This is a genomic window from Pinirhizobacter soli (assembly GCF_015905305.1).
GTDB classification, from domain to species: Bacteria; Pseudomonadota; Gammaproteobacteria; order Xanthomonadales; family Rhodanobacteraceae; genus Pinirhizobacter; species Pinirhizobacter soli.
This window is the reverse complement of the sequence record NZ_JADZLQ010000003.1, coordinates 138,619-153,139: the sequence shown is the minus strand read 5'-3', so window position 1 is coordinate 153,139 and position 14,521 is coordinate 138,619. Positions and strand designations below refer to the sequence as shown.

Sequence of the window (14,521 nt, the reverse complement as noted above, 5' to 3'; positions counted from 1 at the left end):
CTGGAATGTCCCCGATGCGCTCGATATTGGCCTGCCTTGTCCTGTCAGCGCTGGTTTTCAGCGTCTCGGCCGCTCCCTACCCGCACCCCGGGGTGGTCACCGCCGATCCGCCGGCCGACAAGGCGAACCCCGCCAGCATGCAGGTTGCCCAGATCGACAGCCACGGCTCGAAGATGAATGCGGTGCTGTACCTCGCCTCGGGTGCGGGGCCGCATCCCACCCTGGTGCTGTTCCATGGTTTTCCCGGCAACGAGCAGAACCTCGACCTGGCCCAGGCTGTCCGCCGGGCGGGTTTCAATGTCCTGACCCTGCATTACCGTGGGTCGTGGGGTAGCCCAGGTACGTTCTCGCTCACCCATGTGCTGGAAGATGCCGACGCCGCGGTGGCCTTCGTGCGCGATCCTGCGCATGCGAAGGACTACCGCATCGACCGTGACCGGATCTTCGTCGCCGGCCACAGCATGGGCGGCTTCGCTGCAGGTTGGGCGGTGGGCCATGCCAAGGACGTCAAGGGCCTGGTGATGATTTCCGGCGCCGACATGGGTAGCGTCACCCCCGACAAGGTCCAGGGCGCGCAGCGCAAGGAATGGGAAGAAGACATCATTCCGCTGGTGGGCTGCACCGTGGATGGATTGATCGCCGAAGCCCAGGCCAATACAGCGACCTGGAAGTTCCAGTCGTGGGTGCCGCTGCTGAAGGACCGCCCGGCCCTGCTGATCTCCTCCAACGACGGCCTGCAGCCCTCGGCGGAGGCGCTGGCCGATGCCCTGCGCAAGGCCGGGGACACTGACGTCCAGACCCGCCACTTCGACACCGACCATCCCTATTCGGACAAGCGCCTGGCGCTCACCTCAACCGTGGTCGACTGGCTTAGCGACCACGCGAAGTAACGCGCCGCTCCACCCATTCGAGCAGGCCGTCGAACAGCATCGCCAGCGCCGCCACCAGCAGGGCGCCCTGCACGACGTAAGCGGGGTTGTTGCCGACCAGGCCCTCGACGATGGGCGAGCCCAAGGTGGTGGCGCCCACGGTCGATCCGATGGTGGCCGTGCCCACGGCCACGATCACCGATAGCCGCACGCCGGACATGATCGCCGGCACCGCCAGAGGCAGCTCGGCATCTTTCAGGCGCCGCCACGGCCCGTAGCCCATGCCATCCGCCGCGGCGATCGCATCCGGCGGCACGCTGCGCAAGCCCGCGATGGCCTGGCCAAGCACGGGAAGCACCCCATACACCGTCAGCGCCAACAAAGTGGGCGGCGCGCCGAAGCCCAGCAAGGGCACGGACAGCACCAGCACCGCCACCGGCGGGATGGTCTGGCCCACCACGGCCACGGCATTGGCCGTCGGCAGCAGGCTGCCGGCGAAGGGGCGCGTGACCAGCGCGGCCACGGCCAGTCCCACCAGTACGGCGGTGGCGCTCGCCAGCAGCACGATGCCCGCATGGATGGCCACCAGCTGCCCGAACCCCGTGCGCAAGTACACCGGCTTTCCCAGCGCGGGGAACATCGCGTGGAACGCGGGCGCCGAATGCGGCAGCCAGAGCAACAGGGCCACCAGGGCCAGTGCCGGCAGGGCGATGCGCCAGTTCATCGCGGTGGCGCCAGCAGGCCATCCAGGCTGATCACCTGGCCATCGGCGCCGTCGACACGCAACGTACGCAAGCGTGAATCGACCATCATCGACAACGCCTGGCGAAGGTCCGCATCGGCGTTGATCGAAGGCGTTCCATCGGCCACGCTTCCCGGCGTCATGGCGTCGCGCACTTTGCGCACCGACAGCAGGCGCAAGCCTGCCGATGCGCCACCGACGAAACCGCGCACGACCTCGTCCGCCGGGCTCAACAACAACTCCAGCGGCGTACCGCACTGGCGAACGTGCCCGCCGTCGATGAAGGCTATGCGATCACCCAACTGCAGCGCTTCGTCCATGTCATGGGTAACGAACACCACGGTGGTGCCGGTATCGGCGTGGATGCGGCGGAAGGCGTGCTGCAGTTTTTCGCGGGTGACCGGGTCGAGCGCACCGAAGGGTTCATCCATCAGCACGATGGCAGGCGTGGCCGCCATCGCCCGGGCCACGCCCACGCGTTGTTGCTGGCCGCCAGAAAGTTCCGCGGGCAGGCGCGTGGCGATGCCGGCATCGAGTTCCAGCATCGCCATCAGCTCCTGCACGCGGGCTTCGATGCGGTCGTTACTCCAGCCCAGAAGGCGGGGCACGGTGCCGATGTTGCGCGCCACCGACCAATGCGGGAACAGGCCGACCGACTGGATCGCATAGCCGATGCCGCGGCGAAGGTCGGTCGCCGGCGTATCGCGTACATCTTTCCCGTCGATGCGTACCGAACCTTCATCGGGTTCGACCAGGCGGTTGATCATGCGCAGCAAGGTGGACTTGCCCGAACCGGAGGGGCCGACCAGCACGAACAACTCGCCCGAGGCGATCTGCAGCGACACGCCATCCACCGCCTCGCCCTGCCCGAATCGTTTGCTGACGTTGGAGAATTCAATCACGCGCGCGGCTCCATCCATCGTTCCAGGGCGCGGCACGCGCCATCGGCGGCAAGGGCCAGCACGATGATGGCCAGCGTGCCCAGCATGACAAGGTCATTGGCGCCCTGGCCCAGGCCCAGGAACACGAATCGTCCCAGGCCGCCGGCGCCCACCAGCGCCGCCACCGCGGCCAGGCCGATCGACTGCACCAGCACGATGCGCAGGCCCGCCGCGAACACCGGCAGGCCAAGCGGCAACTGCACGCGCGTAAGTACCTGCCAGGGTTGCAGGCCCATGCCGCGCGCCGCGTCCAGGGCTGCGGGCGGCGCCGTAGCCAGGCCAGCCAGCGTGTAGCGCACCACCGGCAGCAAGGCGTAAGCGGTGAGCGCGACCAGCGCCGGTGCGTTACCCGTGCCGCCCACTCCAAGCCAGGCCAATGGCGCCACCAGCAAGGCGAACAGGGCCATCGAGGGAATGGTCTGCACCAGGTTCAGCACGGCAAGCGTGGCGCCACGCCCACCTTGCCGTTGCGCCACGGCCATGGCCAGCGGCGCACCCAGGGCCACTGCCGCAGCGGCGGCGGCGAAGGCCAGCAACAGATGCTGGCCCACGGCCGTGATGAAGCGCGTTCGCTGCAGGGCGAATTCCTGCACGACGGAAAGCCTGTCGAACACACCCGTGGCAGCCATCGCCACCACCAGCAGCGCAAGGCCGGTCCAGCAGGCAAGGCGCAGGTAAGGCCGCGCCTTGAGTTCGCGCAGGCGATCGGCCACCAGCAACACCGCTGCCGTGACCATGCACCAGAAGCCCGCGCCCAGTTGCACCCGCGCGTGCTCGCCAGCGGCGGCAAGCAAGCCGGCGGCAGCGAGGCCCGTGGCAAGCAGCAAAGCAGATAACACTGACATGGCCGCCGCCAGTCCTGCCGCGGCCGGCAGGCGCGATGTCGCCAGCACCACCAGCCACGCCAGCGGCAGCCAGCGCAAAGTGGGAATGGCGATGGACACGTACCCATGCCCAGTAAGCAGCCGGTTCGGAGCCACCACCACCGCGTTCAATACCAGCGACGCCAGCAATCCGGCGATGCCCAGCGCGAGCAAGGCGAGTGGCCAGGTACGCTCAGTCCAGCGCATGGATGCCCTCCAGGAAATCGTGCGCCACCACCGAAGCATCGGTGCCGTCTACCTGGGTGCGTGCGTTCAACCGGCGCAACGTGTCCACGTCCAATCGTTCGAAGACCGGATCGAGCAGGGCGGGGATCGCCGGATATTTTTGCAGCAACTCAGCTCTCGCCACCGGTGCCGGCTGATACACCAGTTCCACCTTACGTGGATCCTCCAGCACCACCAGGCCGGTGATCGCCAGCGCGCCATCGGTCAGGTACACCATGCTGGCGTTCACGCCCGAGGTGCCCTCGGCCGCGGCCTTGATCGTTACCGAAGTGTCGCCGCCGGCAAGCACCAGCAACTGGTCCCCGCGCATGGTGAAGCCGTACGCCTTCTCGAATGCAGGCAACGCCGCGGCGCTGTCGACGAACTCCGCGGAGCCTGCCAGCTTCACCCGCGCGCCGCCGTTCACCCACCGCGCGAAGTCGTTCAATGTGCGCAGGTGCTCGCGCTCGGCCAGGGCATGGGGGACGGCGATGCCCCAATGATTGTCCGCCGGCGCTTGCTGCATCCACACCAGTGCGTTGGCCTGGCGATCAAGCGCCGTGGCCAGCGCATGGGCGCGTGACGCATCGCGGAAAGAAGGGTCGTCTTCGCGGTGGAAGAAGAACGCCGCGTTGCCGGTGTATTCGGGATAGATGTCCAGCTCGCCCGCCAGCAGGGCGCGACGCACGATGGCAGTGGGGCCCAGTTGCGTGCGGTCGTCAACGGGCATGCCGGCATGGCGCAGCACCTGCACGATCACCTGGCCGAGCACGGCGCCTTCGTTGTCGGCCTTGGAGCCGACGCGAATGGCTTGGGCGAAGGCGTTGCCTGCCAGCAGCAGGCAGGCAACGACGAAGATGGTGCGCCAGGTGGCGATGGGCCCGACTCCTTGCACGAGGGTCGGGCCCGACTATAAACCGGTCAGAACTTGAAGGTGACCTTGCCGTACCAGTAGCGGCCGTTGAAACCGAACGGCGATAGCGAGGAGTACTGCAGGCCGTCCGCCCGGTCTTCGTAGACGTTGTTCAATGCCGCCTTGGTGGGGTACTGGTTGGTGACGTTGTCGCCACCCAAGGTGAAGGTCCAGGCATCAAGGTTGTAGCTGGCGGCAAGATCCAGCAGCCAGCGCGCGGAGAATCTCTGATCCTGGCTGGCATCGTCCAGGTCGCCACGCCGGATTACCGCGCCATAGCGGGTGAGGTTGGCATGCAGGTCGAAACTGCCCAGTAGCCAGTCACCGGCGAACACGTACTTGGTGCGCGGCGTGCTGGAGGTCAACAAACCCTCGCTGCTGCGGCCGAACGCCGGCGTGGTGATCTCGAGCACCTTGGTCTTGTTGTAGTTGCCACTGGCGGAGAAGCGCAGCTTGCCCCAGCTGTCCAGGTCCGTGGTGTAGTTGGCGATCAGGTCGGCGCCGCGCGTGCGGGTGGTGGCGCCGTTGACGAAGAACTGGGCACCGGTCACCTGGCTGGTCGGTGTCGGATCCACTGCGATCTGGTCGGAGTAAAGGATCTGGTTCCAGATACGAATTTGGTACACGTCCAGCGTGGCGCTGAAGGCATTGTTCGGCTGCCACACCGCGCCCAAACCGTAATTGGTGGATTTTTCAGGGGTCAGCGGCTTGGCGCCGAGGGCGATGGCGGCGGGGTCGGAGGTACGGAAAGTGCCGATCTGCGCCAGCGTGCCGTTCTGGATCAGCGTGACCACCGATTCGTAGTTCTGCTGGGCCAGCGACGGCGCGCGGAAGCCATTGGACACGGTGCCGCGCAATGCGATGGTGTCGGTGAGCTGGAAGCGGCCGGACAACTTGCCCGAACGCGTGGAGCCGGCATCGCTGTAGTGCTCATAACGCGCCGCAACCCCCGCGGAAAACCGGCTGGTGATGTCGGTCTCGGCATCCACGTAGGCTGCCTCGCTGTGGCGGGTGAACGTGCCCGCCACCGATGGCGTGAGGCCCGGGAACACCTGCGAGCCGCCTGCGTAGGGGCCGGTGGTGCCGGGGATCAACGTGTTGGGATTGAAGTAGTACGAATCCGGCTCACCAGCGTCGATGGTGTATTTCTCGTGCCGGTATTCACCGCCAAAGGAAAGTGTCAGCGGATTCGGCAGCCATCCCACCTGCAGCGGTTTGCTGATATCGACATTGGCCACGCTCTGTTCATTGCGGAATCCACCGGCGTAGAAATAAGTGGGTGAGGAACCGGTGGATCGGTACAGGTTGGTGTTGATCGAATTGCCGATGTCGAACACCAGGTTGTTCACGCCGTAGTCGGCCGATGCATCCCAGCTCCAGCCCCCGTCGGTGGTGCCGCGCGCACCCAATACCGCGGCGCTGTCGTTGGAGTTGTTGATGATGTGCGGCAGGAATCCGTTGGGGTACACCTCGATCACGCTGCGGACGGAATCGAAGGCACGGTAGTAACCGTTGGAGTCCACTTCGCGGCGGCCGAGGTTGAGGTAGCCGTACAGCTCCACCCCAGGGGTGATGTCGTAGCCGAAGTTCAGCAGCGCCTGCTTGGTCACCACGGATGGATCGCCGTACCGCTCGTACGGGATGCCGCTGGGATTGGGCGCACCGGCAAGCGTCGTTGAAATATCCGTGTTTTCCGCACGGTTGGTCTTCATGGTGTCGCTGTAGTTCCAGGCCAGGCGCAGCCAGCCAGGTGCCTTGCCACCTTTGCCGTCGCCGCCCAGCGGGATACCTACCGAACCCATCAGGCCGTTCTGCGCGCCGTCCCCCTTGTCCTGGATGCCGCCGCTGGCGGTGATGGAGTTCTGGCCCGCCTCGCCGCCGTGCTTGAGCACCACGTTGATCACGCCGGCGATCGCGTCCGAACCGTACTGCGCCGCGGCACCATCACGCAGCACTTCGATATGGTCGATGGCCGAGACCGGGATGGAGTTCAAATCCACCGGTGCCGCGCCGCGGCCGATGGAGGAGTTGTAATTGATCAGGCTGGTGGTGTGATAACGCTTGCCGTCCACCAGCACCAGCACGTCGTCGGGCGACAGGCCGCGCAAGGTCGCCGGGCGGATCGCGTCGTTGCCATCGTTGATCGCCGGGCGCGGGAAATCCAGCGACGGCAGCAGCGAGGAAAGTGCCGAGGCCAGGTCCGTGCTGCCGCTTGCCGAAAGGTCGGCGGGTGTCAGCACGTCGATCGGCGAAAGGGATTCAGCTTCTGTCCGGTTGGTGGTGCGGGTACCGGTCACGATCACCTGTTGCAGCTGCCGAGCATCTTGTTCGGACGCTCCGGTACCGACCTGGGCGAGATCCTGGGCGAAGGCGCTGGACGCCGGGAGCGCGAGGGTGATCCCAAGCGCGAGGAATAGCGGATGACGGCGGTTGCCTGGCTGGATTCGCATGCTGCCCCTCTGGAAGACGTACTGGAAGATCCCCGGCCACCGGTCTGTACTCGCCGGTTTGGCGGGCGGTGCGACTCGCGTGTTGCAATGCGGCAACTCGAATGTAACGGAAATGTAGGGGTCTTCTGCTATGCGAATCTTTCCTATGTTGCGTAGCAACAATGAGGGCTACGGTGAGGGGCTGGGCTAGAATTCGCGATCCGGAGAACCAAGGGATCGACTTTGGGCTACACGCTCTATTACTCACCCTCCACGGCGAGCTTCGTGGTGCACTGGATGCTCATCGAGCTCGGCGTGCCCTTCGAGTTGGTGCTGGTGGACATCGAGACCGGCGCACAGAAAGAACCTGCGTATCTGGCGCTCAACCCCGACGGGCGTGTCCCCACCCTGATCGTCGATGGCCAGCCGCGGCACGAATGCGTGGCGCTGGCCACCTTGCTTGCCGAGCGGCATCCGGAGCGCGCATGGGCTCCCTTGCCCGGCGACCAGGACCGTGCCGAATACCTGGAATGGACGATATTCCTCGCCAATAGCCTGCTTCCGGCCATGCGCGACTGGTTCTACGCGGGCGTCGATGGCGATCCCTCAGGGGCCGACGCCGTGCGGGCGCTGTCCCGCTCACGCATCGAAGCGGCGGTGGCGCGGCTGGACGGCCATCTGGCCGACGGCCGCGATTTCTTCCTGTCCGGGCGCCTGACGAGCCTTGATTTCCTCGTTATCATGCTGATGCGCTGGACCCGTAACATGCCGTGCCCTGCCACAAACTGGCCAAACATGGCACGCTATGTGAAGCGCCGGCGCTCGATGAACTCCTTCATCGAGGCATGCCGGCGTGAGGGAATTAGCGACTGGTTGAATGATTCGACCCAATCCGGTGCAGAATAGGCGCCTGGGACGTTGCCGGTAGGCAATGGCCTGGGCGGGGGACCGGCAACTGGGTCGTTAAATCGGTTTCATCAACCGATCCCTGTCAGCTGACAAAAGCAGTTGCACTATCCGAACGCAGGCGCGGTGTTCCAATGCCGTGGAAGAATCAACCGGTTCGCTGGTTGGCATCGCGCCGGCACTTTGCCCTTTTAAGCCATGGAAAAAGACATGAAAGCCACCACCTCGCTCCGCCTGCTCGCCCTCGCCTCCATCGCCCTGGTTGCTGCTTGCAGCTCCAACAACAGCGACACCCCGCCGGCTCCGGCCGCAGCGTCCACGGCCCCGGCCGCTGCCCCGGCTCCGGAAGCTCCGGCCGCAGCGTCCACGGCCATGACCCCGGCTGCGTCCGCCACGGCCGCTCCGGCTGCCTCCGGCACGGCTCCTGCTGCCGCTTCCACCGCGCACTAAGAGGTCGTAACGGCGCGCGCCTGGCTTGCCAGGCAAGCGCGCCGGCTTTCATGACCCTGCCGCGCAGCTGCGCGGCAGGGTTTTTGTGTTGCTTGAGCCGTTAGTCCAGCGTCTTGCGAAAGCCGATGGAGAATCGGTTCCAGCCGTTGATGGCCACCACCAGCAAGGTGAGGTCGGCCAGTTCGCTTTCCGAAAAATGCGGGTGCACCTGGTTCCAGACTTCATCCGGAACATGCCCGTCCGCCACCAGGGTGAGCGCTTCGGTCCAGGCCAATGCCGCGCACTCGCGATCGGTGAAGAAAGGCGTTTCCCGCCAGGCGCTCAAGGTTGCCAGGCGGCGTTCGTTATCGCCTCCTTTGCGGGCATCGGCCGTATGCATGTCCATGCAGAAGGCGCAGCCGTTGATCTGCGAAGCCCGCAGGCGCACCAGCTCCACCAGCGGCTTCTCCAGCCCACTTTTACCGACCCGGTGCTCCAGGCCCATCATCGCCTTGATCGCTTCGGGGCTTGCCTTGTAGAAATCCAGACGCTGCTTCATGAGGTGACTCCTGTGTAAGTGATGGACACAGGCTATGCTTCGTCTTGGTGCCATCAAATGGCCATTTTTCGATATTTCGAGGTAGCCAAGAGTGGACCTCCAGCTCACCATAGACGAGCGCCAGGGGCTTACCGTCCAGCTTTACCGTCAGCTGCGCGCGGCCATCGTCGAAGGACGCCTGGCCGCTGGCCAACGCCTGCCCTCCACGCGCGAGCTTGCGTCGCAGTTGGCGGTCAGCCGGAAAACCACGCTTGAGGTGTACGAAAAACTGGAAGCCGAGGGATTCCTCGCAGGCCACGGCGCCAAGGGCAGCTTCGTCGGCCGGGGCCTTGCGTCATCGGCCGGGCGGCGCCCAGTGTCGATCGACATCGTGCCTGCATCGGTGTGGCGTTCGGTTCCCGAAGCGCTTGCCATGCCGCGGGCCGGCGCGGACTTGCGGCTGGATTTCCGGGGCGGTGTGGTGGACCGGCGGATCATCGACTTTGCCGCATGGCGGCGCGCCATAGCCCATGCGGTGCGCCTGCAGGCGCGGATGCCCGGTACTTATCGTGATCCAGCAGGCGAGCAGGAATTGCGCCTGGCCATTTCGCGTTACGTGGGCATGCAACGCGCCGTGGCCTGCCAATGGAATGACGTGCTGGTGACAGCCGGCGCGCAACATGCGATCAACCTCATTGCCCGCGTCATGGTGGAGCCAGGCGATACCGTCGCCGTGGAAGATCCCGGCTATCCACCTGCAAGCCAGGCCATGCGCACGCTGGGCGCTCGTGTGGTGCCGGTACCCGTCGACGGGCAGGGCATGATCGTGGACGCCATTCCCGCCGATGCGCGGGTGATCTACGTCACGCCGTCGCATCAATTCCCCTTGGGCATGCCGATGTCCCTGGAACGGCGCGTGGCGCTGGTGGAAGCGGCCGCCCGCCGGGGTGCGGTGGTGATCGAGGACGATTATGACGGTGAGTTCCGCTTCGACGGCCGGCCGGTGGAGTCGCTCAAGAGCCTTGATCATGCCGGCGTGGTGATCTACGTGGGATCGTTCTCCAAGACCATGTTTCCCGATCTTCGTGTTGGCTACGCCATCGCGCCGCCCTCGTTGATGCCGGTTTTGCTCAAGGCGCGGCAACTGGAAGACTGGCATGGCTGCACGTTGACGCAACTGGCCTTGGGGCGCTTCATGCTGGAAGGTGATTTCGCCCGCCACCTGCGTCGCGCGCAACGCATCTACGCCCGTCGCCGCGAAGCCTTGCTGGGCTGGATAGGGGGGGCGCTTGCCCCATGGATGGAAGTGGTCCCGTCATCGTCGGGTATCCATCTCACCGCCTTGCTCCGTGGCACCAGCGAAGCCGGGATGGTCGCTCACGCGGCCAGGCTTGGTATCGGGCTGCACGGCATCGCTCCGTTCCACGCAGGCGGCCAGGGGCCTGGTGGCCTGCTGTTCGGCTATGCCGGCATGGATGTCGACGACATCAACGCAGCCATGTCGGCGTTGGTGTCGGAGCTTGGATCGCAGTGAAAAGCGGGGGCTGGTCAAATGCCTTTGCTGCCAGCACAATCGGGCCAGCTCGAGCCACTCAACACGGCCGGACGATCAGGCTGACCGATGAAGATCCGCATCTCGGAAGAAGCGCGCACCCTGTTGCTTGCGCACCGTGAAACCAGCGAACTGGCCGAACTCATCCTGCACGGCCATGACGGCCTGGTAGTGGGCGGCGAACAGGAAATCCGCGACGACTTCCGCGACGCCTGTGAAGACCTCCTCACCCGCATCGGCTTCGACGACAACTACCAGCCCACCCGCGAAGGCGCGTTGCTGGAGAACCTGATCGAGCAACTCTGCGCCTGACCGGTTCAGGGCAGCGACATCACCGACGCACCGAACACACGTGCCGTGTCCAATGGACCGGATGCACCGCCCTTCGCCTGCGTGTAGTGCGCGAACTGCGCCAGGTACGACATGTTGAAACCCGGCTTCAAGCTGATGGTGCACGAGCCATGGGCCGGCACGTCGAAACGCGCAGGGGTCGATACTTGCCGGCGAATGCCGTGCGCCATCACGATCACCTGGGTTTGCACTGCGGCGCCATCGCACTGCAGCTGTGCGCGGCGCACCGCTGCGGTGACGCCGGTGTTCACCGGCCCATTGTCGTTTTCGTAGGACACCCTCACCTGCACCGGTCCCTGGTGCGACGGGTTGAAGGTCCATGGGCCTTCGCCTGGCAGCGTTTGCACCGTACCCAGGCAGCGCGTGGGGCTGTGCAGCGACTCAAGCCCGTGCTCCTCAACGGTAACGCTCACGCATTGCGCCGCGTCGCGGTGGGGCAGGCGGGTGGCCTGGGTACGCACGCCATTGACGTACAACACGCCACCGGGCGGAAGCAAAACGTTGTCGCCGTCGCCCTTGTCGGTGATGGCGGGTGCGTCGGGTGCGCCCGGCGCATAAAGCGGGGCATCCTTGCGCAGCGGCACGTCGGCCACGGTCGTGGCCTTCAGCCAGATATCGGTAGTGTTGCCCGATGTCTTGCGCAAACCTGCGACCATCAGGTTGCCTTTCATCCCGGCCGGCTTGTGCAGCACGATTCGCTGGGTGCCGGTGTCGAGCGTGATGGATTCTTTATCGCCGAAGAGGTCGCGGGCGAGCCCGACGGGAAGCTTCGGCGCAATGGTGTTGTCCGGCTCAAGCCCGAATACGCCTTCCACCACCAGGCCCACATACGCGCCCACCGACCACAGCTGGCGCGGTGAATCCACCACCGGTCCGCTGAGCGGGCCTTCGTCGACATGGATCTTCTGCGAGACGAGCTCGAAGTTCTCCATGTTCGAACCTGTAAGAGCCGCGCCCTGCATCAGCGAGCGTATCTCGTGCTCGATGTGCGCCGGCGCATCCGCCCGGCGCGCGGCGCGCAAGGCGTAGGCGCTGACAAAGGGCCAGATCGAGCGGTTGTGATAGATCGACTGGTCGCGGCGCTCGGGCCAGATCACCGGGGTACCGGCTGGCCACACCGGGTAGTTGGCCAGGATCTTCTTCGCACGGGTAACGTCCGCCACGCCGCTGTCGATGGCCAGCGCCAGCCCCAGCATGTCGTAGGTATCGAACGGTGCCGGTTCCACGTCGCCGCCGATGTAGCTCATGTACATGCCGCGGTCGTCGCGCCAGAAGCGGCGGTTGATCGCGGCTTTCAGCGCCGCTGCCTGGCCTGCGTAGTCATTGCCATCGTGCAGGCGGCCCGCGGCGATGCGCAGCGCCTGGTAGTGCAGCACATTGGTCGACAAGGCGAACGACTGGGCAATGAAGGTGACGTCTTCCTTCGTCCAGGCAGGGTAGGTCTGCTCTCGCCAGTCCAGGAACGAGGTTTCGCCGCGATACAGCCCCAGGTGGTTGTCGAAGGCATAGATGCGGTCCTGTGCCAGCGTGTCGGCCAGGGCCTTGTCGTAGCGCGCGGCGAAGGCCTTGTCGCTGAGCAGATGCTGCGCACCGACGAACCACACCACCCGATCGGTGCTTATCGGCCAGCTGCCACCGGAGCCTGTGTCCTGCATCACGTACGTTCCATCGCCCGCGCCTGGCTGGCGCACGCCCGATACCTTGAAGGCGAAGGAATTTCGCGCGCGCTGGGGATCGAACCGCCACAGGCCCAAGTCCACCGAGAAAGAAAGATCGCGTGTCCACACGAAAGGCCATTTCTCGCCCGTGACAAAGCAATCGCAGGCAATCGGCTGGCCGTGGTCGAAGCCCGGGTCGCTGATCGCCTTCACCGAATCGGCGGCAAGATCGGCCTGGGCCATGGCGAACAGGCCATCGAACAAGGGGCTGGCGGTGGTGGTCTTCCATGGCTGCGCGGCGATGTCGCGTGTGCCGCCATCGTAGGCCAGGCGGAAGGAGCCATCGGCGTTGGCGCTGATGCGGGCCTGCCGGCCCTGGAAGGCGGCGCCATCGCGGGTCACCCCGTCAGCAAGGGCGCTGCACGAGGCACCGGCCAGCGCCAGCGTCATTGCCAGGCGGATCATCGTCGGGCGGACAGTCGGCATCGAAAGGCTCCGTTCAGTGCGAACGCCCATTCTAGCCTTCGTCCGCTAACGGGAGGGTCCGGGTATCCGTATGCGAAACAGCGCCACGCAGCCAACGACACGAAGCTGTACGTCATCGAAGCGGGCGTGCAGTTCGTACTCAAGACCGGCAAGGCTGTCCTGGGTATTGGAGAAGATCTGCCGTGCGTTGTAAAACGCCATAAGCTTGCGCGCGATGACGCCGCGGGCGACGTCGGCACCCAGGATGGTGGCGCCGAACATCACTCCACCGTCGCGCAGCAGCGGCCGGAGATGGTCGAACACCACGCATTTCTGGGGCAGGGACCCGGGAAGGCAGTGCAGCAGGTAGGTCAGTGCGATTGAACCGAACGGCTCGATGTGCCCGGGTATGGGTTGCAAAACATCAGTCAGGTAAGTTTCCGGGCCATAGCGGGCTACCCGGGCGGCCGCCTTGTCCAGGGAATTGCCGTTCGCATCCATCAGGGCCAGCCGTGGCGCCGGATCGGGGAAGCGGCAATGGTCCAGGTACCAGCCCGTACCCACGCCCACATCGAGGTGGTTGGCCGAGATGTTCTGGTTGTAGAAGTCCAGGATCTTCTGCGTCGGGCACTTCCACAGCCAGGGGTTGGACAGACCCAGCACGAGCACGTCGTACACGCTCAGGGTGAGCGGCGAGTACACCTCATGCCCGGCAAATTGCTTGTCCTGATTCTTCATGGCGGCGGCATCCTCCTGATGCATTGGTACGGGTCCATTGTTCGGCCTTGGGCGCGCCACGGCATGTGCCGTTGGTCGTCGGCCGGTCGCGCTAGGCTGGCTATAAACTTGCGGCCTGAGCCAAGGAAATTCCGCCATGCAGCAACGCGTCGACCATCTGCGCCTTCTGGCCCGCTACAACGCCTGGATGAACGAGCGCCTGTACGCCACGGCAATGAAGCTTTCCGACGAGGAGCTCGCGGCTGACCGCAAGGCGTTCTTCGGCTCGATCCTGGCCACGCTCAACCACATCGCGGTAGCCGATTCCATCTGGCTGAGCCGGTTCGCCACGCATCCTGACGGACTTCCGGCGCTTCAGCCCATGCTTTCCTATCGGATACCGGGGCTCGACGAAGGCTGGCCCTACGCTGACATCCGTTCGCTATGGCAGCGCCGACAGGAGCTGGATGCGATGATCCCGGCATGGACGGAGAACCTTCGCGAGGAGAGCCTGGATCTTCCGCTCAGCTATACGATGCGCAGCGGCGCCACATGCACCTACGCCTTCTTCCCGTTGGTGGCGCACTGCTTCAACCACCAGACGCACCACCGCGGACAGGTCACGACCCTGCTGTCGCAGGCGGGCCTGGATATGGGTGATACGGATCTGCTGGTCATCGCTCCGGTGTTCGACGCGTGACCTGACGGCGCGCTAGTGCTTGGCCTAGGGCTTCTTCGCCTTGGTGGCCGGGTTGTGCTTTATCACCACGGACTTGTCCGGCGCCACATGGGGATTGTGCGCGGCCGCCACGTTGTACGCCTCGGTGCATTCCCGACGCGAGGTGGGTTTTCCGGTGCTCGGCTCGATGGGTGTGGGCTTGGTCATGTGATGCGGCCTGGGATGGCGCGATTGCGCAGGGTGC

The 14,521-nt window shown here is 65.3% G+C and carries 15 protein-coding genes; 6 read left to right on the top strand and 9 right to left on the bottom strand.

Features of this window, described 5'->3' with window-relative positions; genetic code table 11:
* Positions 1–14: 14 nt before the first annotated feature.
* Positions 15–890: an alpha/beta hydrolase family protein gene (locus NDK18_RS14075; RefSeq protein ID WP_250628124.1), complete on the top strand. Its 876-nt coding sequence runs from the start codon at positions 15–17 to the stop codon at positions 888–890.
* Here the strand turns inward: NDK18_RS14075 and NDK18_RS14070 are convergent.
* The 5 genes from NDK18_RS14070 to NDK18_RS14050 are packed head-to-tail and all read right to left on the bottom strand — an operon-like array spanning position 871 to position 7,003.
* Positions 871–1,593, bottom strand: coding sequence for an ABC transporter permease (locus tag NDK18_RS14070; protein ID WP_250626042.1), 723 nt, complete (start codon positions 1,591–1,593; stop codon positions 871–873). The genes NDK18_RS14075 and NDK18_RS14070 overlap by 20 nt on opposite strands.
* Positions 1,590–2,513: an ABC transporter ATP-binding protein gene (locus tag NDK18_RS14065; RefSeq protein WP_250628123.1), complete on the bottom strand. Its 924-nt coding sequence runs from the start codon at positions 2,511–2,513 to the stop codon at positions 1,590–1,592. Before NDK18_RS14065 ends, NDK18_RS14070 begins: the two co-directional genes overlap by 4 nt.
* Positions 2,510–3,622 (bottom strand): ABC transporter permease, encoded by a 1,113-nt coding sequence (locus NDK18_RS14060; protein WP_250628122.1) that lies wholly within the window; start codon positions 3,620–3,622, stop codon positions 2,510–2,512. Before NDK18_RS14060 ends, NDK18_RS14065 begins: the two co-directional genes overlap by 4 nt.
* Positions 3,609–4,535, bottom strand: coding sequence for an ABC transporter substrate-binding protein (locus tag NDK18_RS14055; RefSeq protein ID WP_250628121.1), 927 nt, complete (start codon positions 4,533–4,535; stop codon positions 3,609–3,611). Before NDK18_RS14055 ends, NDK18_RS14060 begins: the two co-directional genes overlap by 14 nt.
* Before the next feature lie 26 nt (positions 4,536–4,561).
* Positions 4,562–7,003, bottom strand: a complete 2,442-nt coding sequence (locus NDK18_RS14050) for a TonB-dependent receptor plug domain-containing protein (protein WP_250626038.1) — start codon at positions 7,001–7,003, stop codon at positions 4,562–4,564.
* A gap of 222 nt (positions 7,004–7,225) precedes the next feature.
* On the opposite strand from NDK18_RS14050, the gene NDK18_RS14045 reads away from it, so the two are divergent.
* Both NDK18_RS14045 and NDK18_RS14040 read left to right on the top strand, forming a co-directional pair.
* On the top strand, positions 7,226–7,888 hold the full coding sequence (locus tag NDK18_RS14045) for a glutathione S-transferase family protein (RefSeq protein ID WP_250628120.1): 663 nt from the start codon (positions 7,226–7,228) through the stop codon (positions 7,886–7,888).
* A gap of 210 nt (positions 7,889–8,098) precedes the next feature.
* The gene (locus NDK18_RS14040) at positions 8,099–8,338 is read left to right on the top strand and encodes a hypothetical protein (protein WP_250626036.1); all 240 of its coding nucleotides are present in this window, start codon (positions 8,099–8,101) and stop codon (positions 8,336–8,338) included.
* A 100-nt stretch (positions 8,339–8,438) separates the two neighbouring features.
* On the opposite strand, the gene NDK18_RS14035 is transcribed toward NDK18_RS14040, so the two are convergent.
* On the bottom strand, positions 8,439–8,876 hold the full coding sequence (locus tag NDK18_RS14035) for a carboxymuconolactone decarboxylase family protein (protein WP_250626035.1): 438 nt from the start codon (positions 8,874–8,876) through the stop codon (positions 8,439–8,441).
* A gap of 91 nt (positions 8,877–8,967) precedes the next feature.
* On the opposite strand from NDK18_RS14035, the gene pdxR reads away from it, so the two are divergent.
* Together pdxR and NDK18_RS14025 are read left to right on the top strand one after the other, a co-directional pair.
* A complete protein-coding gene (pdxR, locus tag NDK18_RS14030) occupies positions 8,968–10,389 on the top strand; it encodes a MocR-like pyridoxine biosynthesis transcription factor PdxR (RefSeq protein ID WP_250628119.1) in 1,422 nt (473 codons plus the stop codon).
* 87 nt (positions 10,390–10,476) lie between these two features.
* Positions 10,477–10,719: a hypothetical protein gene (locus NDK18_RS14025; protein WP_250626033.1), complete on the top strand. Its 243-nt coding sequence runs from the start codon at positions 10,477–10,479 to the stop codon at positions 10,717–10,719.
* A gap of 5 nt (positions 10,720–10,724) precedes the next feature.
* Here the strand turns inward: NDK18_RS14025 and NDK18_RS14020 are convergent, their stop codons facing one another.
* Both NDK18_RS14020 and NDK18_RS14015 read right to left on the bottom strand, forming a co-directional pair.
* Entirely contained in the window at positions 10,725–12,881 is a 2,157-nt protein-coding gene (locus NDK18_RS14020; RefSeq protein WP_425600649.1) for a glucosidase family protein, read from the bottom strand.
* 66 nt (positions 12,882–12,947) lie between these two features.
* Positions 12,948–13,619 carry a class I SAM-dependent methyltransferase gene (locus NDK18_RS14015; RefSeq protein WP_250628117.1) on the bottom strand — a complete coding sequence of 224 codons (672 nt, stop codon included), beginning with the start codon at positions 13,617–13,619 and terminating at the stop codon, positions 12,948–12,950.
* 136 nt (positions 13,620–13,755) lie between these two features.
* On the opposite strand from NDK18_RS14015, the gene NDK18_RS14010 reads away from it, so the two are divergent.
* Positions 13,756–14,298, top strand: a complete 543-nt coding sequence (locus NDK18_RS14010; protein WP_250628116.1) for a DinB family protein — start codon at positions 13,756–13,758, stop codon at positions 14,296–14,298.
* A 24-nt stretch (positions 14,299–14,322) separates the two neighbouring features.
* Here NDK18_RS14010 and NDK18_RS14005 read toward each other — a convergent pair whose 3' ends face one another.
* Entirely contained in the window at positions 14,323–14,484 is a 162-nt protein-coding gene (locus NDK18_RS14005) for a hypothetical protein (RefSeq protein ID WP_250626029.1), read from the bottom strand.
* Between the last annotated feature and the right edge of the window lie 37 nt (positions 14,485–14,521).

What these genes read in the sequence shown, in the direction of transcription:
- NDK18_RS14075 (WP_250628124.1), top strand. Translation starts at nt 15, where the DNA reads ATGCGCTCGATATTGGCCTGCCTTGTCCTGTCAGCGCTGGTTTTCAGC.
- NDK18_RS14070 (WP_250626042.1), bottom strand. Translation starts at nt 1,593, where the DNA reads ATGAACTGGCGCATCGCCCTGCCGGCACTGGCCCTGGTGGCCCTGTTG.
- NDK18_RS14060 (WP_250628122.1), bottom strand. Translation starts at nt 3,622, where the DNA reads ATGCGCTGGACTGAGCGTACCTGGCCACTCGCCTTGCTCGCGCTGGGC.
- NDK18_RS14050 (WP_250626038.1), bottom strand. Translation starts at nt 7,003, where the DNA reads ATGCGAATCCAGCCAGGCAACCGCCGTCATCCGCTATTCCTCGCGCTT.
- NDK18_RS14040 (WP_250626036.1), top strand. Translation starts at nt 8,099, where the DNA reads ATGAAAGCCACCACCTCGCTCCGCCTGCTCGCCCTCGCCTCCATCGCC.
- NDK18_RS14035 (WP_250626035.1), bottom strand. Translation starts at nt 8,876, where the DNA reads ATGAAGCAGCGTCTGGATTTCTACAAGGCAAGCCCCGAAGCGATCAAG.
- NDK18_RS14025 (WP_250626033.1), top strand. Translation starts at nt 10,477, where the DNA reads ATGAAGATCCGCATCTCGGAAGAAGCGCGCACCCTGTTGCTTGCGCAC.
- NDK18_RS14020 (WP_425600649.1), bottom strand. Translation starts at nt 12,881, where the DNA reads ATGATCCGCCTGGCAATGACGCTGGCGCTGGCCGGTGCCTCGTGCAGC.
- NDK18_RS14015 (WP_250628117.1), bottom strand. Translation starts at nt 13,619, where the DNA reads ATGAAGAATCAGGACAAGCAATTTGCCGGGCATGAGGTGTACTCGCCG.
- NDK18_RS14010 (WP_250628116.1), top strand. Translation starts at nt 13,756, where the DNA reads ATGCAGCAACGCGTCGACCATCTGCGCCTTCTGGCCCGCTACAACGCC.
- NDK18_RS14005 (WP_250626029.1), bottom strand. Translation starts at nt 14,484, where the DNA reads ATGACCAAGCCCACACCCATCGAGCCGAGCACCGGAAAACCCACCTCG.